Annotated in this window: 19 protein-coding genes and 1 tRNA gene; 18 read left to right on the top strand and 2 right to left on the bottom strand. The window is 60.3% G+C overall.

Features of this window, described 5'->3' with window-relative positions:
- Positions 1 to 16: 16 nt before the first annotated feature.
- The 17 genes from miaA (at position 17) to Q0Z69_RS10210 (ending at position 22975) form a co-directional block, all read left to right on the top strand.
- Positions 17 to 961 (top strand): tRNA (adenosine(37)-N6)-dimethylallyltransferase MiaA, encoded by a 945-nt coding sequence (miaA, locus tag Q0Z69_RS10290; protein WP_298032992.1) that lies wholly within the window; start codon positions 17 to 19, stop codon positions 959 to 961.
- A gap of 58 nt (positions 962 to 1019) precedes the next feature.
- Positions 1020 to 1250 (top strand): RNA chaperone Hfq, encoded by a 231-nt coding sequence (hfq, locus tag Q0Z69_RS10285; RefSeq protein WP_298032990.1) that lies wholly within the window; start codon positions 1020 to 1022, stop codon positions 1248 to 1250.
- A 50-nt stretch (positions 1251 to 1300) separates the two neighbouring features.
- Positions 1301 to 2560 carry an HlyD family efflux transporter periplasmic adaptor subunit gene (locus tag Q0Z69_RS10280; protein ID WP_298032987.1) on the top strand — a complete coding sequence of 420 codons (1260 nt, stop codon included), beginning with the start codon at positions 1301 to 1303 and terminating at the stop codon, positions 2558 to 2560.
- A gap of 48 nt (positions 2561 to 2608) precedes the next feature.
- A complete protein-coding gene (locus Q0Z69_RS10275; protein ID WP_298032985.1) occupies positions 2609 to 3301 on the top strand; it encodes a YggS family pyridoxal phosphate-dependent enzyme in 693 nt (230 codons plus the stop codon).
- A 28-nt stretch (positions 3302 to 3329) separates the two neighbouring features.
- Positions 3330 to 3764, top strand: coding sequence for a cell division protein SepF (locus Q0Z69_RS10270; protein WP_298032982.1), 435 nt, complete (start codon positions 3330 to 3332; stop codon positions 3762 to 3764).
- Positions 3765 to 3796: 32 nt separating this feature from the next.
- The gene (locus Q0Z69_RS10265) at positions 3797 to 4477 is read left to right on the top strand and encodes a DivIVA domain-containing protein (protein WP_298032980.1); all 681 of its coding nucleotides are present in this window, start codon (positions 3797 to 3799) and stop codon (positions 4475 to 4477) included.
- 48 nt (positions 4478 to 4525) lie between these two features.
- Entirely contained in the window at positions 4526 to 5407 is an 882-nt protein-coding gene (locus tag Q0Z69_RS10260; RefSeq protein ID WP_298032977.1) for an HAD family hydrolase, read from the top strand.
- 246 nt (positions 5408 to 5653) lie between these two features.
- Positions 5654 to 6343: a helix-turn-helix domain-containing protein gene (locus Q0Z69_RS10255; RefSeq protein ID WP_298032975.1), complete on the top strand. Its 690-nt coding sequence runs from the start codon at positions 5654 to 5656 to the stop codon at positions 6341 to 6343.
- On the top strand, positions 6340 to 7767 hold the full coding sequence (locus Q0Z69_RS10250) for an MBOAT family protein (protein ID WP_298032968.1): 1428 nt from the start codon (positions 6340 to 6342) through the stop codon (positions 7765 to 7767). Before Q0Z69_RS10255 ends, Q0Z69_RS10250 begins: the two co-directional genes overlap by 4 nt.
- A 23-nt stretch (positions 7768 to 7790) precedes the next feature.
- Entirely contained in the window at positions 7791 to 8840 is a 1050-nt protein-coding gene (locus tag Q0Z69_RS10245) for a hypothetical protein (RefSeq protein WP_298032966.1), read from the top strand.
- 88 nt (positions 8841 to 8928) lie between these two features.
- A complete protein-coding gene (locus Q0Z69_RS10240; protein WP_298032963.1) occupies positions 8929 to 10113 on the top strand; it encodes a hypothetical protein in 1185 nt (394 codons plus the stop codon).
- Positions 10114 to 10561: 448 nt separating this feature from the next.
- On the top strand, positions 10562 to 12367 hold the full coding sequence (gene lepA / locus Q0Z69_RS10235; protein WP_298032962.1) for a translation elongation factor 4: 1806 nt from the start codon (positions 10562 to 10564) through the stop codon (positions 12365 to 12367).
- Between the two features lie 827 nt (positions 12368 to 13194).
- Positions 13195 to 14259: a carbamoyl phosphate synthase small subunit gene (locus tag Q0Z69_RS10230; protein WP_298032960.1), complete on the top strand. Its 1065-nt coding sequence runs from the start codon at positions 13195 to 13197 to the stop codon at positions 14257 to 14259.
- Positions 14259 to 18296, top strand: a complete 4038-nt coding sequence (gene carB, locus Q0Z69_RS10225; RefSeq protein ID WP_298032958.1) for a carbamoyl-phosphate synthase large subunit — start codon at positions 14259 to 14261, stop codon at positions 18294 to 18296. Before Q0Z69_RS10230 ends, carB begins: the two co-directional genes overlap by 1 nt.
- 179 nt (positions 18297 to 18475) lie before the next feature.
- On the top strand, positions 18476 to 19027 hold the full coding sequence (locus Q0Z69_RS10220; RefSeq protein ID WP_298032956.1) for an aromatic acid exporter family protein: 552 nt from the start codon (positions 18476 to 18478) through the stop codon (positions 19025 to 19027).
- A gap of 66 nt (positions 19028 to 19093) precedes the next feature.
- Positions 19094 to 19167: transfer RNA gene (locus Q0Z69_RS10215), tRNA-Gly, on the top strand.
- A gap of 796 nt (positions 19168 to 19963) precedes the next feature.
- Positions 19964 to 22975 (top strand): S-layer homology domain-containing protein, encoded by a 3012-nt coding sequence (locus tag Q0Z69_RS10210; protein WP_298032953.1) that lies wholly within the window; start codon positions 19964 to 19966, stop codon positions 22973 to 22975.
- An 84-nt stretch (positions 22976 to 23059) separates the two neighbouring features.
- Here Q0Z69_RS10210 and Q0Z69_RS10205 read toward each other — a convergent pair whose 3' ends face one another.
- Both Q0Z69_RS10205 and Q0Z69_RS10200 read right to left on the bottom strand, forming a co-directional pair.
- On the bottom strand, positions 23060 to 23539 hold the full coding sequence (locus tag Q0Z69_RS10205) for a hypothetical protein (protein ID WP_298032950.1): 480 nt from the start codon (positions 23537 to 23539) through the stop codon (positions 23060 to 23062).
- Positions 23540 to 24276: 737 nt separating this feature from the next.
- Positions 24277 to 25611: an MATE family efflux transporter gene (locus Q0Z69_RS10200; RefSeq protein ID WP_367272290.1), complete on the bottom strand. Its 1335-nt coding sequence runs from the start codon at positions 25609 to 25611 to the stop codon at positions 24277 to 24279.
- On the opposite strand from Q0Z69_RS10200, the gene Q0Z69_RS10195 reads away from it, so the two are divergent.
- Positions 25601 to 25988: hypothetical protein (locus tag Q0Z69_RS10195; protein ID WP_298033068.1), on the top strand; the 388-nt coding region annotated here is incomplete at its 3' end. The genes Q0Z69_RS10200 and Q0Z69_RS10195 overlap by 11 nt on opposite strands.

The following is a 25988-nucleotide window of genomic DNA, read 5'->3' as shown; positions in this document are numbered from 1 at the left end:
AAAGGAGGCGGAGAAGATGGCCCCTAAAATTGTCTGCGTCGTAGGCCCCACGGCCTGCGGCAAGACCACGCTGGGCGTGCTGCTGGCAAAAAAATTGAATGGGGAAGTGGTCTCCGCCGACTCCATGCAGATCTACCGGGGAATGACCGTTGGCACTGCCGCTCCCACTGCGGCGGAGATGGAGGGCGTGCCCCACCACATGGTCGCCGTGGCGGACCCGGCGGAGCAGTGGTCCGCCGCCCGGTACGCACAGACCGCCATCCCCATCATCGACGATATCCTGGCCCGTGGGAAGCTGCCCATCCTGGTGGGCGGCACCGGACTTTGGCTGGACGCAGTGGTGAAGGGCCACGGTTTTGCCGGGGGCCATGCCGGCGGGGCCGTCCGGAAAAAATTGCAGGAACGGCTGAAGACGGAGGGCATCGGCCCGCTGCTGGAGGAGCTGCGCCGGGCCGACCCGGCGTCGGCGGAGCGGCTCCATCCGGCGGACGAGAAGCGTATTCTTCGGGCGCTGGAGGTGTATCTGGAGACCGGAAAGACCATTACCGCCCACAATGAGGAGACGAAGCGGCTGCCGCCCCGGTATGACGCGGTATGGCTCGGCTTGCAGTTCGCCGACCGGGCGGATATGAAGGCCCTCATCGACCGCAGGGTAGACCGCATGGTGGAGGAGGGCTTGCTGGACGAGGTCCGGGCGCTGCTGCGAAGCGGGCTGCCTCGGACAGCCACGGCCATGCAGGCCATCGGCTACAAGGAGTTCCTGGGAGTCCTGGACGGCACCGCCGCTGAGGCGGAGGCTATCGAGGAAGTGAAGCTCCGCTCCCGGCAGTACGCTAAACGGCAGCTGACCTGGCTGCGGAAAAATCGGGACATTCACTGGATATTTTGGGAAAAAGAACGGGATTTTGCACGGGCCCTACAGATTTCGACGGAAATCCTGACCGCCGCAGGCGTATGCTAGCCTCAGGCGGACGAGGATAGAACACATCGTCCGTACAAAGAAAAAAGGAGCGGACGATATGCAGACCAAGGCAAATTTACAGGACATTTTTCTCCTTCGGGCAAAACGGGACAAGCTGCCTGTCACCATGTTTTTGATGAACGGCTTCCAGATGCGGGGGACCATCACCGGCTTTGACGCCTTTGTGGTGGTCCTGGACAGCGACGGCAAGCAGCAGATCATTTACAAACATGCAATATCGACCATCGCGCCCATCCGGCCGGTGGACCTGGCGGAGGACCCGCGGTGAGCGGCGGACGGCCCGCCTGAAAGAGCGCGCTACATAAGAGGCTTGGAACGATGAAGAACAACTCTCTGGGAACAAAATTACTGATGCTGGCAGTGACGCTGGCGGTCCTGGCTTACTTTGGAGTACAGGTTTATCTGTATTTCACAGACCCCCTGTCCACCACGCTGGCCTATGCCTATCAGGTGGAGGAGGCGGCGGACCTGTCCGGCTATGTGATCCGGACAGAGCAGGTGCTGCCTGACGACGCCGGAGGCCTGCTGCGGCTCCAGCGGGCGGAAGGGGAGCGGGTCAGCGTGGGCGGCACAGTGGCCACGGTCTACGCGGACCAGGCGTCCCTGGACCGCCAGGCGGAGTTGGACGCGCTGACCACCCGCATCGAGCAGCTGGAATATGCCCAGGAGGCAGCGCTCAGTTCTGAAGTCTCTTTTAAGCTGGATACCCAGATCATGCAGAGCATCCTGGCCTATCGAAGCAGTCTGGCGGCAGACCGCCTGGTGAAGGCGGAGGAGGTCGGCAGCCAGCTTCGGAGCCTGGTGCTGAAGCGGGATTATACCAATGCCGGGACCGGAGACCTCTCCGCCCAGATCGAGGAGCTGAAGGCGCAGCGGAAGAGCGTGCAGGCACAGGCGGCGGGGTCCGTGCGGCGGATCACAGCGCCTGTATCGGGGCTGTATTCCGCTGTGGTGGACGGCTTTGAGACTGTGCTGACACCGGAAAAGCTGGCGGAGCTGACGCCCTCTCAACTGAGCGGCGTCCAGGCCGACGGCTCTGTCCGGTCCGAGGTGGGAAAGCTGATCTTGGGCGACACGTGGTACTACGCCGCTTCCATGCCCACGGAGGAGGCAGAGGAGCTGCAGGAGCGGGGCGGCCTGACGCTGCGTTTTACCAAGAGCGTGGAGCGGGATCTTCCGGTCACGCTGGCCTCCATCGGCCCGGAGGAGGGAGGCTATTCCGTGGCGGTGTTCCGGGGGGATACTTATCTTCCCCTGCTGACGCTGCTGCGGCAGCAGAGCGCTGAGGCGATCTACGATACAGTGGAGGGCATCCGCATCCCCAAGGAGGCGCTGCGGATGATCACACAGACGGCGGAGAATGAGGACGGCACCGTGACGGAGACCACGACCACCGGCGTTTACTGCGTGGTGGGCATGAAAGCCCGGGTCAAGCCGGTGAAAGTGGTATACAGCGGCGACAGCTTTGTTCTGGTCCAGCCCGATATTGCGGCGAATCAGGAAAAACTGCGGCTCCGGCCAGGAGACGAGGTCATCATCTCAGCCAATGACCTGTATGATGGAAAGGTCCTGGGCTGACCGCCCGAGGACCTGGATATAGATTTCAATTTGGGAGGGAAGACGCTTATGTCTATCGCGGAAAATATCGCCCAGGTGCGGGCCAATATCGCGGAGGCGGCCCGGGAGGCCGGACGGGACCCGAAGGAGATCACGCTGGTGGGGGCCAGCAAGATGAACGACGCGGCTGCCTGCCGGGAGGCCATCGCCGCCGGCATCGATGTGCTGGGGGAAAACCGGGTCCAGGAGATGATCCAGAAGCTGGCGGAAAACGCCTATGACGGCGCGCCGCTGCATTTTATCGGCCATCTGCAGCGCAACAAGGTGAAGCAGGTGGTGGGGAAGGTGGACCTGATCCAGTCTGTCGGCTCCCTGGAGCTGCTGGACGAGATCGAAAAGACAGCCGCGCGGCAGGATCTGGTGCAGGACATCCTGCTGGAGGTGAACATCGGTGAGGAGTCCGCCAAGAGCGGCTTCGCTCCGGCGGAGCTTTTCGCGGCGGCGGAGGCGGCGCTGTCCCGCCCTCATGTCCGGGTCCGGGGCGTGATGACCATTCCGCCCGCCGACGCGGACCGGGATACCAATATGCGGTATTTTGAGGAAGTTCGGACACTTTATGTTGACATTAACGCAAAATTGTTCCATAATAAATTAGAATATCTCTCTATGGGCATGAGCGGCGACTACGCGGACGCCATCCGCGCCGGGGCCACCATGGTCCGGGTGGGCACCGCTATCTTCGGCGCCCGCCATTATTCCTGAAAATACCGGCCCGACAGGAGGACGCGCCATGAGCATTATTGATGAGCTGAAAAAGCTGGCCCATCCCTATGAGGATGAGGACGAGGAATTTGAGGACTTCGAGGAAGTGCCTCGGAAGGACGCCTTTGAGGACCGCCGGAGCAAGATCGAGGATCGCCGCAACAAGGTGGTGAACATCCATGCCACGACCCAGCTGAAGGTGGTGCTGGTGAAGCCGGAGCGGTTTGAGAACGCCTCGGAGATCGCGGACCATCTGAAGGACAAGCGGACGGTGGTGCTGAACCTGGAATCCACCAACAAGGATATTGCCCGCCGCCTGATCGATTTTCTGTCCGGCGTGGCTTACGCGGGGGAGGGCAAGATCAAAAAGGTGGCCGCCAACACGTACATCATCACGCCCTACCATGTGGATATCGAGGGCGACCTGATCGACGAACTGGAAAATAACGGGCTTTATTTCTGAGATAGAGCAATGAAGAGAGGGGTACTGTCGAAATGCTGACACCGCAGGAGGTCTCTACCCATGCCTTTACCAAGGCGGTCATGGGCGGTTACAATATGGCCATGGTCGATGAGTTTTTGGATGAGCTTACCGACGATTATACGGCGCTGTACAAGGAAAACGCGGCCTTGAAGGCCAAGCTGAAGGTCCTGGTGGAAAAGGTGGAGGAATACCGGGCCACGGAGGATTCCATGCGGGCCACGCTGCTGACCGCCCAGCGGATGGCGGATTCCATCGTGCGGGAGGCCGAGGGCAAGCGGGACGAGATCCTGGCCCAGGCGGAGAGCGGCGCCCAGGAGAAGGTCGCCCACTACCAGCAGGAGCTGGCCGCGTCAGAGGAGCGGCTGAAGCAGGGCCGTCTGGAGCTGGCGAAGTTCATCGCCGCCGCCCGGGAGGTGTGCAGCCAGGAGCTGCAGCTGCTGGACCGCCTGCCGGACCTGCCGGTGGCCACGGAGCAGCCCGCCCCGGCGGAGGCGCCTGTGGAGGAGATCGAGGAGAAGGTGATGGCGGCCTTTGCCGCGCAGCCGGCGGAGGAGGCCCCCGCGATCCCCCCGGCGGACGATTATCCCGAAGGCGATCCCTTCGCTCAGACGGAGGATCCGCTGGAGGCGACCCGCCGCATCGACCTGGACGATCTGAAGTTTGGCCGCAATTACAGCGGAGGTGGAAACTGAGAAAAAAGCGGCTCTGCTGAGCCGCTTTTTTCTGAAAGGAACGGACATATGGAAAAGCAGCGGCCCATCGTGGCGTTCTTATATGATTTTGACAAGACCCTCTGCACCACCGACATGCAGGATTATGCCTTCATCCCCAGCCTGGGCATGACGCCCTCGGAATTCTGGGCGGTGGCCAACGGCTTTGGCCGGGCCAACCGCATCGACGGGATCCTTGCCTACATGTATACCATGATCCGGGAGGCGGAGCGGAAAAACCTGCCTTTTACCCGGGAGGACCTGGTGGAGAAGGGCCGCAGCATCGTGCTGTTTCCCGGCGTGGAGAGCTGGTTCCGCCGCATCAATGAATTCGGCGCCTCCCAGGGGGTCCAGGTGGAGCACTACATCATTTCCTCCGGCCTGCGGGAGATCATCGAGGGCTCCTCCATCAGCCATGAGTTCAAGGAGATCTACGCCAGCGAGTTCTATTATGACCAGCAGGGGCGGCCCGTGTGGCCCAAGCTGGCAGTCAACTTTACTGCCAAGACCCAGTTCGTCTATCGCATCAACAAGGGCGTGCTGGACGTGTCCGACGATAAGACGCTCAACGACTCCATGCCTGATGACAGCAAGCGGGTCCCGTTTCCCAATATGATCTATATGGGGGACGGCCTCTCCGACGTGCCCTGCATGAAGATGATGCGGGCTTACGGCGGACAGGCTATTGCTGTGTATCAGGAGAGCAACCGCATGGGTGTGGAGGACCTGCTGGCCAAGGGCCGGGTGGATTTTATTTTCCCGGCGGATTACAGCGAGGGCACCGCCCTGGACCTGACGGCCAAGAACATCCTGCGCAAAATGGCCATCACCGACCGCCTTTGGGAGGAGAATACCCAGCAGATGCGGAGCATCGGCGGAGATGTGCTGCCCAATCAGGTGGGCCTGTTTTAAAGAGTTTTTTCAATGCGCTGGGGCCGCCGTTGGCGGCCCTCTCGTTTTTTAGCAGGCCCTGTATCAAGAGGAAAGGTTTTTTCGCCGCAGAAGGAGCATGAGGCGTGCAAAGTCCTGGCAGGAAAAGAGAAGCGCTTCCACCCGACTTATGACAGAGCGGACTTTCACGGGTTTTGCTTTACATTTGGCAGCGCTTTTGCTAAAATATACCCTGCGTATTAAAACCGCTTTAAAGGAGAGAGAACGATGGCTTCCACTTCAGAATTTTCCCGCACCCTGTCCCTGCTGCGGCGGGAGCGGGGCGTGTCCCAGCGGACCGCCGCCGGGGACCTGGGCATTTCCCAGGCCCTGCTGAGCCACTATGAGAACGGCGTCCGAGAGCCGGGGCTGAGCTTTGTGGTCAGGGCCTGCGATTACTATAACGTCTCCGCCGATTTCATTCTGGGCCGCACTCTGTCCCGGGAGGGCAGCATGCTGACCAAGGAGGAGATCCTCAACGCCGCCGAGCCGGGCAATATATTGCAGGGCAGCGTAATGGCGACGCTGCAGAGCAAGCTGCTTTCCGGCGCCATCGGGGTTCTGTTCGGCCTGCTGGGCAAGCTGGGGGACAAGACCGCCATCAATGCGGCGGCGTCTTATCTGGGCAGTGCGGTGTATCAGCTCTACCGGCACCTGTACCGGGCCGCCGGGGCCAACGAGGGCTACTTCGCCCTGGACCCTGCCGCCTGTGCCATGGATATGGCGGGGGCGGACATGAAGCTGGCAGAGAATGAGTATGACCACGCCCTCCGCATCCAGGAGGAGGGAAAGACCGCCTTTCCGGATATGTCGCCGGAGGCGCTTCGGCAGGACTATCCCGGCCGCTGCCAAAGCCTGACCCAGGTGCTCAGCACCGCCGATACCCGGCTGAACGCCCTGTCCCGCAAGCTGCGATGAGCTTTCAGTCCATTTCGTTTCTGGCGTTTCTGGCCGTGACTGCGGCGCTCTGTCCGGCGCTGGCCCGGCACGCGCCCCGGGCAGGGCAGCTGGCACTGGCGGCGGCCTGCATTGTGTTCTATCTCGCCGGCGGCGGCTGGGCCGGACTGCTGGTGCTGGCGGCCGGTACGACGGTGACTGCCCTGTGCCTCCGGCAGCTGCGGGGAGAGGACGGCCCAGCCCGCCGTCGGCTGGCGCTGGTATTGGGCTGCGGCTATCACATCGCCGTGCTGATGGCTTTCAAGTACACCGGCTTTTTTTCCGGCGGCCAGTGGTCCATGGACTGGGCGCCCCTGGGCCTCAGCTTTTTCACCTTCCAGCAGCTGTGGCTGCTGAAGGAGGCCCATGCCCGGCAGTATGTTCCCCAGCAGGGGGACGATCTGCTGCTGTACGTCTTCTTTTTCCCCACGGTGACCTCGGGGCCGATCCTGCGTCCCGGGGCGTTTTTTCCCCAGCTGCGGGGAGAGGGCTTTCTGCGGCCTGACTGGGAGGATATCGCGGCGGGATTATATGCCATCTGCTGCGGCCTGGCGAAAAAGACCCTGCTGGCAGATCCTTTGGGCGCGGTGGCGGCCAATGGCTGGGCCGGTCCCGGGGCGCTGTCCGCGCCGGAAGCGTGGCTGGTGATGCTGGCTTATACCCTGCAATTGTACCTGGATTTTTCCGGCTACTGCGATGTGGCGGCGGGCTGCGCCCGGCTGCTGGGCGTAAAGCTGCCGGTGAACTTCGATTCGCCCTACCGGAGCCTCTCTGTGGGGGAGTTCTGGAAGCGGTGGCATATCACGCTGACCACTTTTCTGCGGGAGTGCCTGTATATCCCCCTGGGCGGCAGCCGGCGGGGGACGGCCCGAACGTATCTGAATATCCTGCTGGTGTTTCTGGCCAGCGGCTTCTGGCACGGCGCGGGCTGGACTTTTCTGGCGTGGGGCGGCCTTCACGGATTGGCCCAGGTCCTGGAGCGGGCCTGGGGACCTGGCCGGGAGCGGCTGCCCAAGGCGCTCCGCTGGGGGATGACATTCCTCTTCGTCAATGTGGCTTGGGTATTTTTCCGGGCGCCCAGCCTGTCCGCCGCAGGAAGTTTGCTGGCTTCCGCCGTTTCCGGCGGCTGGGGGTTTTCCGCCCAGACGCTTTCCGCCGGTGTGCTGGAGAGCGAGACCACGGCGCTGACGGTGCTGCTGCCCGGCCTCTCCGGCTGGGTCCCGACGCTGGCGCTGGGACTGCTGCTGGCGGCGGCGCTGACAGTATCCCTTTGGCCTCGGAACGTCATCCAGCGAATGGAGGAGGTCAAGCCCGCTCCCTGGCTGGGAGCGGCGCTGGCGGTGCTGCTGGTGTGGTGCGTGCTGTCCTTCAACGGCGTGTCCACCTTTATTTATGCTGATTTCTGATCCTGGAGGAAGGGGGGACTCCTTTGAAAGACCGATACCGGCGCTGGACCTGCGGCCTGCTGGCGGTAGCTTGTCTGCTGTTGACGGCCTGCGCCGTTTTCGTGGGGGCGGTGGACCCCTTTTTCCACTACCGCGCCCCGGACCCGGAGGGGGAGATCTGGTTCGACCAGCGTGCCCAGGGGGCCGGACTGCTGCGGAGCCAGGACTATGAGACGCTGTTCATGGGGTCCTCGCTGGCGGCCAACTACCGTCCCTTCTGGTTCGACGTGTTTTACGACACGTCCACCGTGAAGATCACCTTCCCCAACGGGGGCTTTCGGGAGTTTGACCGGGCGCTGGAGTATGCCTTTTCCCAGCAGGACGTAAAGCGGGTCATCTTCGGCCTGGACCCGAATCTGCTGGCCCGGTCCCCGGCGGAGGAGCCGTATGAGCTGCCGGACTACCTCTATGACGAGGATATCTGGAATGACGGCCGGTATCTGCTGAACAAGGACGTGCTGTTTCGCTCCGCCTATACGCTGCTGAAAAAGAGCCGGGGCGAGGCCCAGGCGATACAGGACGCTTTCATATGGGATGGCAATGTGTTCTTTTCCAAGACGCTGGCTCTGGGGAGCTACCAGCGGCCGGAGCCTTCCGGCGAGACCCTGGCGGCGGACGCCCTGCTGGCCGGCAGCCGGGAAAATCTGGCGGTGGTGACCCGCTGGCTGGAGCGGTATCCGGATACGGAATTTATTTTTTTCTTCTCCCCGTACAGCATCCTCTTTTGGGACAAGGCCCAGCGCACCGGGGAGACCGAGGCGGTGCTGACCATGCTGGAGGACGCCGCCGGGACCCTGCTGGACTATGAAAACGCAGAACTGCAATTTTTCATGGCGGATACTGAAGTGATATCAAACCTGGATAATTACGCCGACCATATCCATGTGGCGGGACGGGTCACCTATCAGCTGGCTAAGGCCATGCCCACGGGGCACTACCGCCTGACGAAGGAAAACTGCCGGGAAGTGCTGGACGGCCTGCGTACCTATGTGGTAAACTACGACTACGAGAGCATTTGGAATACGGCTCCCTGAGCGTAGAGGGACATGGAGCGCGGCGGCCTGCCGGCACAGCATGAGAGCTGGCAGCGGGGATTCTTTGAACAAGACCTGGAGGGAGCTTATGGGACTTTTCCTGTACACGTTTCTTTTCCCCGGCGGGGAGGAGGAAGCCTGCCGCGCAGCCCTGGAGCGGGAGGCCGATGACCCGGATCTGAACATCCGTCTGGATGAGTGCCGCTGGCATATGTTTCCCAAAGGCCCCGCCGTCCTGCTGAGCGACGGCGCCGTCGGCTTCGACTCCGCCGGGAGGCTGTCGGAGGCAGTGAACTGCCCGGTGATGGGGCTTTATATCTACGACGGCGACTTTTGGGGCTATGACCTCTGGCAGAGAGGGCGGCAGCTGGACCAATTCGCCAGCCTGCCCGGTTACTTTGACGAGGATTCCCCACCCAACATGCCTGGAAACGCTCAGGTGGTGGCGCATACTTTTGGCGTGGAGCCGGAGCGGGTGGAACGCTACCTTGTCCCCTGGGACGAGGAGACCATGGACGGGGACATCTATGCCTACGACGAGGACAAGACCGTCATCGGGGACTCGTGGCAGATGGCGGATCTCATGAACGCCCTGGGCTTTGACTTTGACCGGTTCTACCCACAGGATGAAGCGCTGGACGAGGAGCCGAAAAAAGAAGCGAACCGGTCCGCCTCAGTGACAGAAGGAGAGCTGAGGCAGGAATATGCCCGGAAGCAGTCCATGCCCATTGACACGCCAGAGCTGCCTGACGCGCTCAACAGCCGGTACTACGCCCTCCAGAGGGCGGAGCTTCTGGGCGAGGCGTATGAAGCGCTTTTTTGGCTTTTGCGGGACGGAGACTATCAGGAGGTGATCGCCCAGGCCACGGCGGCCATTACAGCTGCTCCAGACAAGGCGGGGCTGTATCTCCTGCGGGCCTTCTGCTGGAAGCAGACAGAGGGCCTTTCCGGCAGGAGCCGCAAGCCGGAGATCAGCCGGGACCTGACGAAGGCTTTGGAGCTGGAGCCGGACAACGTGATGGCCCTTCGGGCCCGCCACCCCAACACAGAGACCTCCGCCCGCTATCCCCGGCACATCCAGGACCTGACCCGGCTGATGGAGCTGGACCCGGAGAACCGGGACCTTTATCTGGTGGACCGGGCCTACCGCCACCACTGGCTGAAGGATGACGATGCCGCCCGGGCAGACCTGGAGGAAGTCCTGGACCATGGAGAGCTTTGGACGGTGGACCTGGTGTATCTTTGCGGGGAATTGGGACTGCCGGGGTTCTGATCCCGCCGCAGGGCCGCATCCCTCGCTTCCGCCTGAGGATGAAAGACGGCTCACCCGGCAGCACCCCTTTTCCTCCAAAATCTGATGATTTTGCGGAAGCCCTTTTGATTGAACATCCTCGGCGGAAATGAATTCCGCCTGCGGCAAGATTTTGGCTGAAGCCAAAATGCTTGGACGCGCATCCGCGCGAAACAGCGTGGACTTGCCTAAGGAGGTTTTGCATTTTATGACAAGACAGAGCAACATTCGAAATTTCAGCATCATTGCCCACATCGATCACGGCAAGTCGATTTCCCACAAAATCTGATGATTTTGCGGGAGCCCTTTTGATTGAACATCCTCGGCGGAAATGAATTCCGCCTGCGGCAAGATTTTGGCTGAAGCCAAAATGCTTGGACGCGCATCCGCGCGAAACAGCGTGGACTTGCCTAAGGAGGTTTTGCATTTTATGACAAGACAGAGCAACATTCGAAATTTCAGCATCATTGCCCACATCGACCACGGCAAGTCCACACTGGCGGATCGGCTGCTGGAAAAGTGCGAGGCGGTGAGCCAGCGGCAGATGGAGAGCCAGCTGCTGGACAACATGGACCTGGAACGGGAGCGGGGCATCACCATCAAAGCCCGGGCCGTCCGGCTGAACTACAAGGCCCAGGACGGGCAGGTCTATGAGCTGAACCTGATCGATACCCCGGGCCATGTGGACTTCAACTATGAGGTCTCCCGCTCCCTGGCGGCCTGCGAGGGAGCGGTGCTGGTGGTGGACGCGACCCAGGGCGTGGAGGCCCAGACCCTGGCCAACACGTATCTCGCCATGGAGCACGACCTGGAGATCCTGCCGGTGTTCAACAAGATCGACCTGCCCGCCGCGGACCCGCAGAAGGCCAAGCATGAGGTGGAGGACATCATTGGCCTGCCCGCTATGGATGCGCCGGAGATCTCTGCCAAGATGGGCATCAACATCGACGCCGTGCTGGAGGACATCGTGAAAAATGTGCCGGCGCCCACCGGCGATGTGAACGCGCCTCTGAAGGCTCTGATCTTTGACAGCCAGTATGACAGCTACCGGGGCGTCATTGTTTATATGCGGCTGATGGAGGGCAGCATCCGCACCGGCCAGCAGGTGAAGCTGATGGCTACCGGCGCTACCTATCAGGTGGTGGAGTGCGGCCACCTGCTGCCGTTGGGCCTGGAGCCATGCGGGATGCTGGAGGCCGGCGAGGTGGGCTATTTCACCGCCTCCATCAAAAATGTGCAGGATACCCAGGTGGGCGACACCGTCACCGACGCTGCCAGTCCCACGGCGGAGGCCCTGCCGGGCTACCGGCCGGTGCAGCCCATGGTCTACTGCGGCATTTACACCGAGGACGGCTCCAAATATCCCGACCTGCGGGACGCTTTGGAAAAGCTGCAGCTGAACGACGCCTCCCTCAGTTTTGAGCCGGAGTCCTCCGTGGCGCTGGGCTTTGGCTTCCGGTGCGGCTTTTTGGGGATGCTCCACATGGAGGTCATCCAGGAGCGGCTGGAGCGGGAATTTGACCTGGACCTGGTGACCACGCTGCCCTCCGTCATCTACCATGTCTATAAGACCGACGGGACGCTGGTGAAGGTGGACAATCCTCACAACTACCCGGACCCCGCCTCCATCGAGCGGGCGGAGGAGCCTTATGTGAAGGTCTCCATCATCAGCCCCAACGAGTATGTGGGAAATATCATGCCCATGTGCCAGAACCGCCGGGGCGAGTTCAAGGACATGCAGTATCTGGACACCCATCTGGTGGAGATCCACTACCAGATGCCCCTGAACGAGATCATTTACGACTTTTTCGATACCCTGAAGGCCAATACCAAGGGCTATGCCTCTTTGGACTATGAGCTGTCCGACTACCGGCCCAGCGAGCTGGTGAAGGTGGACCTGCTGCTCAACGGCGACAAGGTGGATGCCCTCAGCTTCATCGCCCATAAGGACAAGGCGTATCCCCGGGCCAGGAGGCTGTGCGAGAAGCTGAAGGAAAACGTGCCCCGCCAGCTGTTTGAGGTGCCTGTTCAGGCGGCCATCGGCGGCCGGGTCATCGCCCGGGAGACCATCAAGGCCATGCGGAAGGACGTGCTGGCCAAGTGCTACGGCGGTGACGTGACCCGCAAGAAAAAGCTGCTGGAAAAGCAAAAAGAGGGCAAAAAGAAGATGCGCTCGCTGGGAACGGTGCAGATGCCGACAGAGGCATTTCTGGCAGTGCTGAAGCTGGACGAGTGATGTTTGCCCTCTGCGAGCGGCAGCGAGCCGCCGCGGAAGCGGCGTCAAGCGTTTTGCCGGCGGCAAAACCTTGGAGCGGGCGGGCTTTGCCTGGCCGCTCAGGTGAAATGCGGGGTCCCCGGAAAATCAAAGATTTTCCGGGGATGCGGCAAAAAGAAGATGCGCTCGCTGGGAACGGTGCAGATGCCGACAGAGGCATTTCTGGCAGTGCTGAAGCTGGACGAGTGATGTTTGCCCTCTGCGAGCGGCAGCGAGCCGCCGCGGAAGCGGCGTCAAGCGTTTTGCCGGCGGCAAAACCTTGGAGCGGGCGGGCTTTGCCTGGCCGCTCAGGTGAAATGCGGGGTCCCCGGAAAATCAAAGATTTTCCGGGGATGCGGCAAAAAGAAAATGCGCTCGCTGGGAACGGTGCAGATGCCGACAGAGGCATTTCTGGCAGTGCTGAAGCTGGACGAGTGATCTTTGCCCTCCGCCAGCGGCAGCGAGCCGCCGCTTAGGTGAAAAGAAGCGGGGATTTACAAAAAACATAGAGTTCAGCGGACCATGGCACTGACCAGGGCCGGGGACCTGATATCGCAAAAAAGCCACGGGATCTTCCCGTGGCTTTTTTGCAGGCCGGCGGCGCTGGGACGGTGTAGATCTGAGAAAAAACCGCCCAAAATGGCGGGTTAGGTGGACCTTTGCGAAAATGCACAAAAAGTATTACCTCTCCCGCCGGAAAGTCTACTTCGGAAGAGGCGGGAAGGCGTTGACTGTTGCAGAAAAAACCATCATAATGTCATAGAATGAAGTAAAATAGAGGAAGTGTGGTCAAAGAGCAGGAGGAAGTTATGAAAAAAGGCTATTTGGTGTTACAGGATGGCCGGGCCTTTGAGGGCGTTCGGTTTGGCGCGGAAGGCCGCACGGTGGGCGAACTGGTGTTCACCACCGGCATGTGCGGTTACATCGAAACGCTGACGGACCCCAGCTACGCGGGGCAGATCGTAATGCAGACTTATCCCCTCATCGGCAACTATGGCATCATCCGTGAGGATTTTGAAGGGGCCTGCTGTGTCAGGGGCTACGTGGTTCGGGAGTACTGTGACGCGCCGTCCAATTTCCGGACGGACACGGACCTGGATACTTATTTAAAAGAGCAGGGCGTTCCGGGCCTGTACGGCGTGGATACCCGAGAGCTGACCCGCATCATCCGGGAGCACGGTGTGATGAACGCCGCCATCTGCGACGAGGTCCCCGCCGACCTGACGCCGGTGGAGACCTACGCTGTCACCGGCGTGGTGAACAGCGTCACCTGCAAGGAGCCTGCCGTCTATCCTGCGGCGGGAGAGGAGCAGTTCCGGGTCTCCCTCATCGACTACGGCGCCAAGCGCAACATCATCCGGGAACTCCAAAAGCGAGGCTGCACGGTGACGGTCCTGCCCGCCTCTGCTGCGGCGGAGGACATTCTGGCCGTGGACCCGGACGGGGTGATGCTCTCCAACGGCCCCGGCGACCCGGCGGAGAATGTCTTCCAGATCGAACAGATCAAAAAACTGCTGGGCAGAGTTCCCATGTTCGGCATCTGCCTGGGCCACCAGCTGACGGCTCTGGCGGCAGGGGGCTCCACCTATAAGCTGAAATACGGTCACCGGGGCGTGAACCAGCCCGTCCGGGACTTGAACGGCGTCCGCACTTACATCACCAGCCAGAACCACGGCTACGCTGTGGACGGCCAGAGCATAAAAGTGGGCCGGGTCAGCTTCGCCAACGCCAACGACGGCACCTGCGAGGGCATCGACTACCCCGGTTTCAAGGCCTTCACTGTCCAGTTCCATCCGGAGGCCTGCACGGGGCCCAAGGATACATCCTTCCTCTTTGACAGATTCGTTGACCTGATGAAAGGCGGTGACCGGTAATGCCCCTGGATACCAGTATCAAGAAAGTCCTCGTCATTGGCTCCGGCCCCATCGTCATCGGCCAGGCCGCCGAATTCGACTATGCCGGCGCCCAGGCCTGCCGTATCCTGAAGGAAGCGGGCGTCAATGTGGTGCTGTGCAACTCCAATCCCGCCACCATCATGACGGACCAGGCCATGGCGGACGAGATCTATCTGGAACCGCTGACCGTGGACACCATCAAGCGCATCATTAAGAAGGAACGGCCTGACAGCATCCTGGCGGGGCTGGGCGGCCAGACCGGTCTGACGCTGGCCATGCAGCTGGACAAGGAGGGCTTCCTGGAGGAGCAGAATGTCCGGCTGCTTGGCACCGACGCCAAGGCGATTTCCCGGGCGGAGGACCGGGAGCTGTTCAAAGAGGCAATGGCGGAGATCGGTCAGCCGGTCATCGCCTCGGATATCGCGGAGACGGTGGAGGACGCCCTGGCGGTGGCCGGGCGCATCGGTTACCCCGTCATCGTCCGTCCCGCCTTTACCCTGGGCGGCGCCGGCGGCGGCGCCGCGCAGAACGAAAAAGAGCTGCGCATCATTGCCCAGACGGGCCTGGACGCGTCCCCCATAACCCAGGTGCTGGTGGAGAAGGCCATTTTCGGCTGGAAGGAGATCGAGTTTGAGACCATGCGGGACGGCGTGGGCAACGTTATCGCCGTCTGCTCCATGGAGAACTTGGACCCCGTGGGGGTCCATACCGGCGACTCCATCGTGGTGGCACCGGCTCAGACCCTGGCGGACAAGGAGTTCCAGATGCTCCGCAAGGCGTCCCTGGACATCATATCCCACTTGGGCATCGTGGGCGGCTGCAATGTGCAGCTGGCCCTGGACCCCGACAGCTTTGAATACGCGGTCATTGAGGTGAATCCCCGGGTCAGCCGCTCCTCTGCCCTGGCCTCCAAGGCCACCGGCTACCCCATTGCCAAGATCACCACCAAGATCGCCCTGGGCTTTCGCCTGGACGAGATCAAAAACGACATCACCGGCAAGACCTGTGCCTGCTTTGAGCCGACGCTGGACTACATCGTGGTGAAGATGCCCAAGTGGCCCTTTGACAAGTTCGCCGACGCCAGCCGGAAACTGGGCACTCAGATGAAGGCCACCGGCGAGGTGATGGCTATCGCTCCCAGCTTTGAAATGGCTCTGATGAAGGCTGTCCGGGGCGCGGAGATCGGACAGGACACGCTGAACCGCAAGGCGGACCCCGAGGACGCCGCCCCCATCTGGGAGCGGCTGCGCCGGGTTGACGACCACAGGCTGTTCACCGTATTTGAGGCGTTGAAGTCCGGCATTTCCATCGACGAGATCTTCAGCATCACCAAGATCGACCGCTGGTTTCTCTCCAAGCTGAAGAAGATGGCCCAGTTTGAACAGGCGCTGGAAACCGACGGCCTGACGGCAGAGCACTACGAGACCGGCAAGCGCCTGGGCTATCCCGACGACACGCTGCTGCGCCTCTCCGGCACCGGGGAACTGCCCGCTTCTCCCAAGACCGCCGTCTATAAAATGGTGGACACCTGCGGCGCGGAATTCGACGCCGAGACCCCCTACTTCTACTCCTCCTTCGACCGGTTCTGTGAGTCCCGGACCTTCCCCCGGTCCGGCAAACCCGTCATCATGGTGTTAGGCTCCGGTCCCATCCGCATCGGCCAGGGCATTGAGTTCGATTACTCCTCCGTCCACTGCGTGTGGACGCTGAAGGAGCTGGGCTATGAGGTGGTCATCGTCAACAACAACCCGGAGACCGTCTCCACCGACTACGACACCGCCGACCGCCTGTACTTTGAGCCCCTGTTCCCTGAGGACGTCATGCACATCATCGACGTGGAGAAGCCCGTGGGCGTTGTGGTGGCCTTCGGCGGCCAGACGGCCATCAAGCTGACCAAGTTCCTGGACAGCCGGGGCATCCCCATTCTGGGGACCTCTGCCGAGTCCATCGACATGGCCGAGGACCGGGAGCGGTTCGACGAGCTGCTGGAGCGGTTTTCCATCAAGCGGCCCCAGGGCCTGGGCGTTGCCGGTATGGACGAGGCCCTGAAAGCGGCCCATGAATTGGGCTATCCTGTGCTGCTGCGGCCCTCCTACGTCATCGGCGGCCAGAACATGGTCATCGCCCACAACGACGAGGATGTGCGGACCTATATGGAGGTCATCCTCTCCGGGAAGATCGAAAACCCTGTCCTGGTGGACCAGTATCTGATGGGCAAGGAGCTGGAAGTGGACGTCATCTCCGACGGCAAAGACGTGCTGATCCCCGGCATCATGCAGCATATCGAGCGCACCGGGGTCCACAGCGGCGACTCTATCGCCGTCTACCCGCCCTTCTCCATCGGCGATAAGATGCTGAAAGTCATCATCGACTGCTCGGAAAAGCTGGCGCTCTCTCTGGGCACCCGCGGCCTGATCAACATCCAGTACCTCATCTATCAGGGCGAACTGTACGTCATCGAGGTGAATCCCCGGGCCAGCCGCACGGTGCCCTATATCTCCAAGGTCACTGGTGTGCCCATGGTGGACCTGGCAGCCCGGGTCATGGTGGGACAGCCATTGAAGTCCCTGGGCTACGGCACCGGGCTATACCGGCAGCCGCCGTATGTGGCCGTCAAGGTCCCGGTGTTTTCCTTTGAAAAGATCACTGACGCCAACGCTGCCCTGTCTCCGGAGATGAAGTCCACTGGCGAGGTGCTGGGACTGGGCAAGGACATGCAGGAGGCCCTTTTCAAGGGCCTGGTCTCCGCCGGCTACAAGGTGGAGAAATCTGAGCACGCAGGTGTGCTGATCTCCGTCAACCGCCGGGATCAGCCGGAAGTGGTCAACATCGCCCGGAAGCTGGACGAGATGGGCTTCAAGCTCTATGCCACGGAGCGCACCGCCCACGAGATCGAGCAGCTTGGCACCAGCGTGGAAGTGGTGGGCAAGCTGGGCCAGGACAACCGGGTGTTCCAGCTGCTGGAGGAAGGCAGGATCGACTATGTGATCCTCACCGGCTCCACGGAGCCCAGCTACATCCGGGATTTCATCCACCTGAACCACCGCTGTGTCCAGCTGGGCATTCCCTGCCTGACTTCCCTGGATACTGCCAACGCCTTGACGGATATCCTGGCTTCCCGGTATACCCAGCAGAACACGGAGCTGGTGGATATCTGCCACCTGCGGACAGAGCGGCAGAAGCTGCGGTTCGCCAAGATGCAGACCTGCGGCAACGACTACATCTTCCTGGAAAATTTCAACAGCCAGATCACCTGCCCCGAGTCCCTGTGCATCACCTTCTGCGACCGGCATAATGGCATTGGCGCTGACGGTATCATCCTTATGGAGCGGTCGGAAAAGGCGGACGCGAAAATGCGGATGTTCAACGCTGACGGCAGCGAGGGCGCTATGGCGGGGAACGCCCTGCGGTGCATGGGCAAGTACCTTTATGACAACGGCATCGTGAAGAAGGATGCCCTCACCATCGAAACGGGCCGGGGCATGAAAACGGTGCAGCTTTATACCACCAACGGCAAGGTCACCTCCGCCTGTGTGGACATGGGCTGTGCCACGCTGGATACGGCGGCGCTGAAATTCACTATTTCGGAGCAGACGGTGGTGGATTACCCCGTCCGTATTGCCGGACGGCCCTACAGCATCACCTGCGTGGATATGGGCAACCCCCACTGCGTGGTGTTTTGTGACCGGGTCGACGCGGTGGACATTGATTTCATCGGCCCCCGGTTCGAGCATGCGCCCTACTTTCCCCAGCGCATCAACACGGAGTTCATCCGTGTGGTGAATCCCAGCATGATCAAGATGCGGGTCTGGGAGCGTGGCAGCGGCGAGACCATGGCCTGCGGCACCGGCGCCTGCGCCGCGGTGGTAGCGGCGGTGGCCAACGGCCTGTGCGCCAAGGGCAGCGACGTGACTGTCCGGGCCAGAGGCGGCGATCTGATCGTCAACTACACCGACGAGCGGGTGACACTCACCGGCGATGCCAAACTGGTGTTTTCCGGCGAGGCGGAGTACTGAGCTGTAGGAACTGGTCCGGCGTTTCCCAGAGACGCTGGACCAGTTCTTTTTTGCTGTGCGCAAATTTTACGGGAATTTTGCGGAAAATTTACGAAAAGTCTTTTCCCCTGTCCTAAAATGTGGTATGCTCAAAAAGGGATGTGTAAACGCCCCTAAACGCCGCCGAGGAGGAACCCCTCATGGACACCAAACCCGCCCTGCACGCCCCCCACATTGGCCTTCGAAATATCAAGACCGCCCTGGCGGCGACCCTGTGTGCCCTGGTGTACTACTTTCTGGACCGCAGCCCCGCCTTTGCATGCATTGGCGCGATCTTCGGCATGGGCTTTGACCTGCAGAACTCCAAGCTCCACGGCGGCAACCGTTTTTTCGGCACGCTGGTGGGCGGCTTCATCGGCATGGGCCTGTTCTCGCTGTACATGCAGATATTCCCCGACGGCAGCAACCGCTGGTTCCTGATCCCCCTGACCTTTGTGGGCGTGGTGGTGCTCATCGTCTCCTGCCAATACATCTGGATCGGCGGCGTGCAGCCCGGCGGCGTGGTGCTGTGCATCCTTCTGTTCAACACCCCCACGGACGCCTACATCTCCTACGCCCTCAACCGCATCCTGGATACCGGCATCGGCGTGCTGGCGGCGCTGTTCGTCAACGGGATGCTCCCCGGCGGCTTTACCTTTGGCTTCATGCACCGGCTTTACCTGCGCCTCGGCATCAGGGATGACGTGTGCTGAATTTTTTACGTCCGGCATTTTTCGTGTTGCAATTTTTGTTCCGCTCTGGTATAATACCATCCAGACGCGGCTGTAGTTCATCGGTAGAACGGCAGCTTCCCAAGCTGCATAGGGGGGTTCGACTCCCCTCAGCCGCTCCAAAAGGAAAAGACAGGCATAGCCTGTCTTTTCCTTTTGGAGCTTTCCCGGTTTGCCAAGGGCAAACCGGGCCGCTGCGGCGGGCTGATTCAAATCGCGCGGGAAAACCCTGACGGTTTTCCCGCGCACACCCTTTCCCTCCGAGACCTGACAGCAAGGAAACATTTTGCGTTCCTTTTGGAGCTTTCCCGGTTTGCCAAGGGCAAACCGGGCCGCCGCGGCGGGCTGATCCAAATCGCGCGGGAAGGCCCTGACGGTTTTCCCGCGCACACCCTTTCCCTCCGAGACCTGACAGCAAAGAAACATTTTGCACTTCTTTTGGAGCTTTCCCGCTTTGCGGGGGCCCTGGGGCGGCTGAGCTTTTCCCGCGCACACTCTTTTCCCTGCGAAGCTTTCAAGCGCCCGGTTGGGCGCTTTTTTTGCGCGGCTGAGACTCCTTTCAATGTTACAAACGCAGTCAAACTAACTTCCAAAAGGACCTGCTCCGCACATGACTGAAAATCACCAAAAACCACTGAAATAAAGCGGTTTTTCGCAGTTTTTCCATGCCGATGCTCTTGCGGTTCTACTGGATGCGCTTGGATGCTTTGTTACAAGCAAGTTACAAAATAAGCTGATTTATTGACTTCCGAATTGACGGCGTGGTATAGTCATCGTGCAGAGAGGAGCACGGATGGCCCATCCCGGCATAGATACGGGGTCGGCTAGCCACTGTATGTGCGCCGGAACGGCCGGATAGGCCCCCCTCTGACACACCGGCGGCTCTTCACCGCCGAAAATCTAAAAGGAGGAAAAACCATGAAGAAGTTCCTTTCCCTGGTGCTGGCTCTGGTGATGACCATGTCTCTGGTCACTGTCAGCGCCGGCGCGAAGGAGTTCACGGACAATGACAGCATCACCTATGAAGAAGCTGTCGCCGTGGTCTCCGAGATTGGCATTGTCGACGGTTACAAAGACGGCAAGTTCAATCCCACCAACGTCCTGACTCGTCAGGCCGCCGCCAAGATCATCTGCAACATGATTCTTGGCCCCACCACCGCAGCCGAGCTGCACGCGGACACCGCCCCTTATAAGGACGTGCCCATCACCAGCGAGTTTGCGGGCTACATCGCCTACTGCCAGAAGGAAGGCATCATCAGCGGCTACGCTGACGGCGCGTTCCGTCCCGGCAACACCCTGACCGGCTACGCTTTCATGAAGATGCTGCTGGGCGCCCTGGGCTACAACGCCGCCACCGAGGGCTACACCGGCGCTAACTGGTCCATCAATGTTGCCAAGCGCGCCCTGAACGTCGGTCTGGCCAAGAGCCTGGAGGGCGAGTTCAACGGCATCAAGGCCGTGACCCGTGAAGAGGCCTGCCTGTATGCCTTCAACACCCTGAAGGCCGACCTGGTGGAGTATGAGACCGTTGTGAGCACTGTCATCAACGGCCAGCAGGTCAATGTTGGCACTTCTATGGCCAAGGCCCAGACCTGGAACAACTCCGCGACCCGCCGCAACAACATCAAGGCCGATGAGTACATCCAGTTCGCCGAGCAGTACTTCACCAAGCTGATCCTGGACGAGACCACCGACGTGTTCGGTCGTCCCGCCCGCGAGTGGACCTTTAAGAGCGAGGAGATCGGCACCTATGTGAACTATGATGTCATGGTTGCCGAGTACACCGACTCTGTTTCCGCCAAGGAAGTTTACGACGCCATCGGCAAGACTGCCATGGACAAGTTCGACCTGGCTGTGGCTGTGGACGGCAACGCCAAGAGCGCCATCGTCAAGGAGATCGCCAAGAACAACAAGGACGACCTGACCGACACCGGCACCGGCGTCCTGACCCAGGTGTTCGTGGACGAGGACAACAAGGAATCCACCGTGACCATGATCAACACCTATCTGGCTATCGCCGACAAGGACTACAACGAGAAGAAGGACGAAGTCGACTTCAACGTGTACGGCATCAAGGAGACCTCCACCGGCGTCTTTGAGAAATTCAACACCAAGGATGAAGCCAGTAAGGTAACCCTTGATAAGGAGAAGATGACTATTTCCGGCGACGATTTCGTCATCGAGGAGATCGAGGAGGACGACGCCTATCTGGTCACCGTGGCCGAGGGCGAGATCCAGAGCCTGACCAAGGCTGAGGTCATCGAGGATACTGAGATTTCTTCCTTCAAGAAGGGCTCCAACGTCACCGCTGACGGCACCAAGTACAGCTTCGCCGAGACCGCTGAGTATGACGCGGAGACTCTGAGCGCTTACACCGATGGCGACAACAGCATCAACCTGAAGGATGCTACCTATGACATCTATCTGGATACCTACGGCAACCTGATCGGCCTGGAGGAAGTAGACGCTGTTGATAACTACCTGTTCATCACCGGCGCTGACGCTGGCTCCAGCAACCTGGCCACCAAGACCACCGAGGCCAACGCCATTTTCCTGGACGGCACCTCCAAGGTCATCGATGTCAGCATGACCAAGGGCGACGGCGTTGAGGATGCGGCTATCATCAACAAGTGGTTCACCTACACCGTGGACAAGAACGACGTCTATACTCTGAATGAGATCAAGTCCGACGACTTCAATGATGAAAAGGACAAGGTCGGTCAGAAGGCTCAGGGAGAGGGCGAAGTGGAGATCGACAAGAAGCACGTCACCCTGGACGGTAACGGCACTCTGAAGAAGGTCTACGGCAACACCAGCTCCATCTATCTGACTGCCTCCCTGAAGAAGGTCAAGACCGACGACAAGAACTACGTGGTCATCTCCGGCGTTGACAACGTCACCACCGGCGTGAAGAACGCCAGCATCAAGACCTGGACCGAGAAAGAGGCCCAGAAGGACGCTGACAGCAAGACCACTACCTGGGAAAAGACCTCCTACGGCGTCTACACCCTGTTCAAGGATAACGGCTATGTGATCGCCGCCGTCGTGGTTGGCGAGGACGCCGCTTCCAGCAAGAACCTGGTCTACGCCCACAAGGGCAGCATCGACCTGGAGAGCTATGACAAGACCGAGGACGAGTGGACCTGGACCCGCAAGGTCGTCTTTGAGGGCGAGGAGATCACTCTGACTGAGAAGAGCGACGCTCTGACTGAGCTGAAGAAGATGAAAGAGGGCGAATGGTATCAGGTGAAGTACAACGCCGAGGGCAATGTCATCGACGTTGAGGCTGCTGAGACTGCTCTGACCGGAAACAAGCGCATCACGAAATTCTCCGATATCGAGACCGCTGTCAACAATGAGGACACTGTCCTGCTGGACGTCAAGAACATCGACCATGAGCTGACCCTGAAGGGAAGCACCCTGTACGATGAGACCAACGAAAAGATGGGCGTGGCCGTCGACGACGAGACCAAGATCGTCCTGATCCAGACCAACAACAACAAGAAGACCACCGTCTTCGATTCCGGCGTGAAGGCACTGGAGGATGTCCTGGAGGACCTGAACAAGGATAAGGAGACCAAGGAGTATGACTACAACGTGAGCGCCATCATCGAGGATGGTATCGCCACCGTAGTCGTGGTCTACGACAACGTTAAGGACGGCTACACCGAGAACGGCAAGCCCGCCGACTCTGACCTGATGGTCACTGTTAAGAACGGTGTTATCACTGTTGACGGCGCCGAGGCTGAGATCGATGTTGTCGCTACCGCGATCGTTGACGAGCTGGACGCTCTGGGTTACACCGACGTGAAGGTTTCCGTTGGCGGTACGAGTACAACCGAAATCACTGGCGTGACGGCTACCCGGAACTCCATCGAGTACTCCTTCAAGTTTGTTAACAAAACCAAGAAGTCCAATTCCGGTCACTGATGCACCGTAAGTCTTAACAACTTGCAAATATTCTGCCTGACAGAATAAGAAAGACCCCCGGGCTTCGGCCCGGGGGTCTTTTTGTCACGCTTCGCCGTCTGTTTGATAAAGCGCCAGGACCCAATAGACGGCGTCCTTTTCGTTCATCTGATACCGCTCATGTACGGAATTGGAAAAGGATACGGTGTTTTCAGTCCAGGTGAGCTTTGCGTCGGAGACAATACTGCCGGACTGGGTCGGATTTTTATAGGCGGTAAAGGCAGTCGTGTCGCTGCCTCGGGCCAGCAGGAGGGCCAGGGGGCCAACAATCATAAACGCCAGGGGTTTTGCCGGGAAAGGGACTGTAGTAGGTGTATCCCCGCCGTAAGTGCCAGTGCCAGTATAGGTGGTGACGGCGACACGGCAGTTGCCGCACTTTGTCAGCGCCGCCTGGACTGCCGCCAGCTCCGCCGCCTGGGCCGTCAGGGCCGCGTCCAGGGCCGCGTTGTCCCGGTTGAAATCCTCCATCTGGATGCGGTCGCTCTTTTCCCACTGGGTCAGTTGATAGTTTTCCGTCTGTTTCATAGGGTAGCCTCCAAAAGTAATGTAGATTTGATATACAAAGGTAACATTACCAGGGGCCATCCCCGCCCTCTTGCCCAAAACCGTGCAAAGCATCGGAAATTTCCCTGCCCAGCCGCAAAAAAGGACCGCCCAGACGGTCCCCCTTGACAAAATGTGAAAATGTGGTATCATAAAAACAGAAAGGGCCGATCAGCGGTTCAGCCCTGATTGCTAGGGTTAGTTGGGTTGCCCCAAGAAACCGTCACTGGTCAGAGTGGCGGTTTCTGCTTTTTACGATGATCGTTACCGTATAGGCTCCGATATGTAACGTAATCCGCATACATACCCTCAGCAGGCAAAGGGCAGTACGCCTGCCAGCGGCTAAAATCAACGCTGGCGGCGTCATCGTCCTAGGTGGGCGTCAGCCCACCGTTGTCCTCTTCCTTGCCAGCGCCGGTTTTTTCTCGCTGGCAGGTCTGTTTTTCGGGAGTAGATTTAGCGGCTGGCAAGGCAGACGAAGCAGCCGGGCTAACGCCCGGCAATGAGGATAACGCCGCCAGCCACTCAAGATGCCCCGAAAAAACCGTGCTGCCCCTTGCCTGCTGAGGGTAAGCACCCCCTCTCGGGTGGTGTGGCCAAACCGCCAACCGTTCACATGCCCTTTCTGGCCCCTTGCGGGGCGTATCCATCATAACAAAATTTGCAGAAATTGTCAAACCGAAAAAACCGCCGCCTTTTCACAGGCGGCGGTCTCCTTTTTATTCCGTGAGCCGCTTCTGGGCGGCTTTCAGCGTCCGCCGCAGGAAGGTGATGCTGAGGATGAGGGAGGCAAACTCTGCGATGAGGAAGGACAGCCACACCAGCTCCAGCCGCCCGGTCTGGGCCAGCAGCCACGCCGCAGGCAGCAGCACTACCAGCTGGCGGCCGACAGAGATGATGAGACTGTAAAAGGGATTTCCAATGGCCTGACACACGGAACCGGCAATGATGCAGAAGCCCGCCATCGGGAAGGGCAGGCAGATGAGCCGCAGGGCCGTGGGGCCGATGGCCAGCATTTCCTCCGAGGGGCTGAAGAAGCCCAGCAGAAACTCCGGGGCCAGCTGGAATACGGCGAAGCCCAGGGTCATGATGCACACGGCGGTGCAGATGGTCAGCTTGATGGCCTTTTTCACCCGGTCCAGCCGGGCCGCGCCGTAGTTGTAGCTGACAATGGGCACCATGCCGTTGTTCAGGCCGAACACCGGCATGAAGATGAAGCTTTGCAGCTTGAAATACGCGCCGAACACCGCCGTGGCCGCCTCCGTGAAGGAGATCAGGATCTTGTTCATGCCGAAGGTCATCACAGAGCCGATGGACTGCATGATGATGGAGGGCAGGCCGACCCGGTAGATCTCCCGGGCCGCGTCCCGATGCAGGCGGATGTCCCGGAGGCGGATGTGGACGTCCGGGTTGCACTTGACGTTCAGCAGGACCGCCAGCGTGGCCGCCACGATCTGCCCCAGCACCGTGGCCCAGGCCGCGCCCGCCACCTCCAGCCGGGGGAAGCCCAGCAGGCCGAAAATCAGGATGGGGTCCATGACGATGTTGATGAGAGCGCCGATCAGCTGCGTGGCCATGGCCAGCGTGGTGCGGCCGGTGGATTGCAGCAGCCGCTCAAAGCAGAACTGGCTGAAAATGCCCACGGAAAGCCCCAGGCAGATCCGGGCGTAGGCCGTGCCGTAGGCCACGATGACCGGATTTTTCGTCTGGGCCAGGAAGAAGGGCTTGGCCAGCAGCAAAATCAGCACCGCGAATACGGCCGCGCTGCACAGCGACAGGAAAATGCCGGTGTTGGCGGCCTTGTCCGCCATGTCCTGCCGCTTTTCCCCCAGGGAACGGGACAGCAGGGCGTTGATGCCCACGGCGGTGCCGCCGCCCACGGCGATCATCAGGTTTTGCAGGGGGAAGGCCAGGGACACCGCGTTCAGCGCGTCCTGGCTGATCTTGGCGACAAATACGCTGTCCACCACGTTGTACAGCGCCTGGACCAGCATGGAGATCATCATGGGGATGGCCATGCCCGCCAGCAGGGGGGCAATGGGCATGACGCCCATTTTGTTTTCCCGGGGCGGTGTGCCGGGAGCGGGCGATTGCGTTTTGTTATCTTTCATCTGTATTGTCCTTTCTGTATATGAGAGAACGGGCGGAAAAAGGACGCGGCTCTTCCAGCCGCGCCTTTTCGCAGGGGCGGCGCCCCTGCACCCCGCCGGCTTTTTGAAAAAAGCCAGGGCAAAAACTTTACTTTTTCAATTCGCCGGTGGCCAGCTGGGTCAGGTAGGCGTTGAGGAAGCCGTCCAGGTCGCCGTCCATGACCCCGTCGATGTTGCTGGCAGCACCCCACGCGCCGGGGACGTGCGGGGACCCCGCATTTCACTGAAATGGCCGGGCAGAGCCCGCCCATTTCAAGGTTTTGCTGCGCAAAACGCTTGGA

Source organism: uncultured Dysosmobacter sp. (assembly GCF_947631165.1).
In the GTDB taxonomy this organism is placed as follows: domain Bacteria; phylum Bacillota; class Clostridia; order Oscillospirales; family Oscillospiraceae; genus Oscillibacter.
The sequence above is the reverse complement of the archived record's forward strand: the minus strand, read 5'-3'. Positions and strand labels throughout refer to the sequence as shown.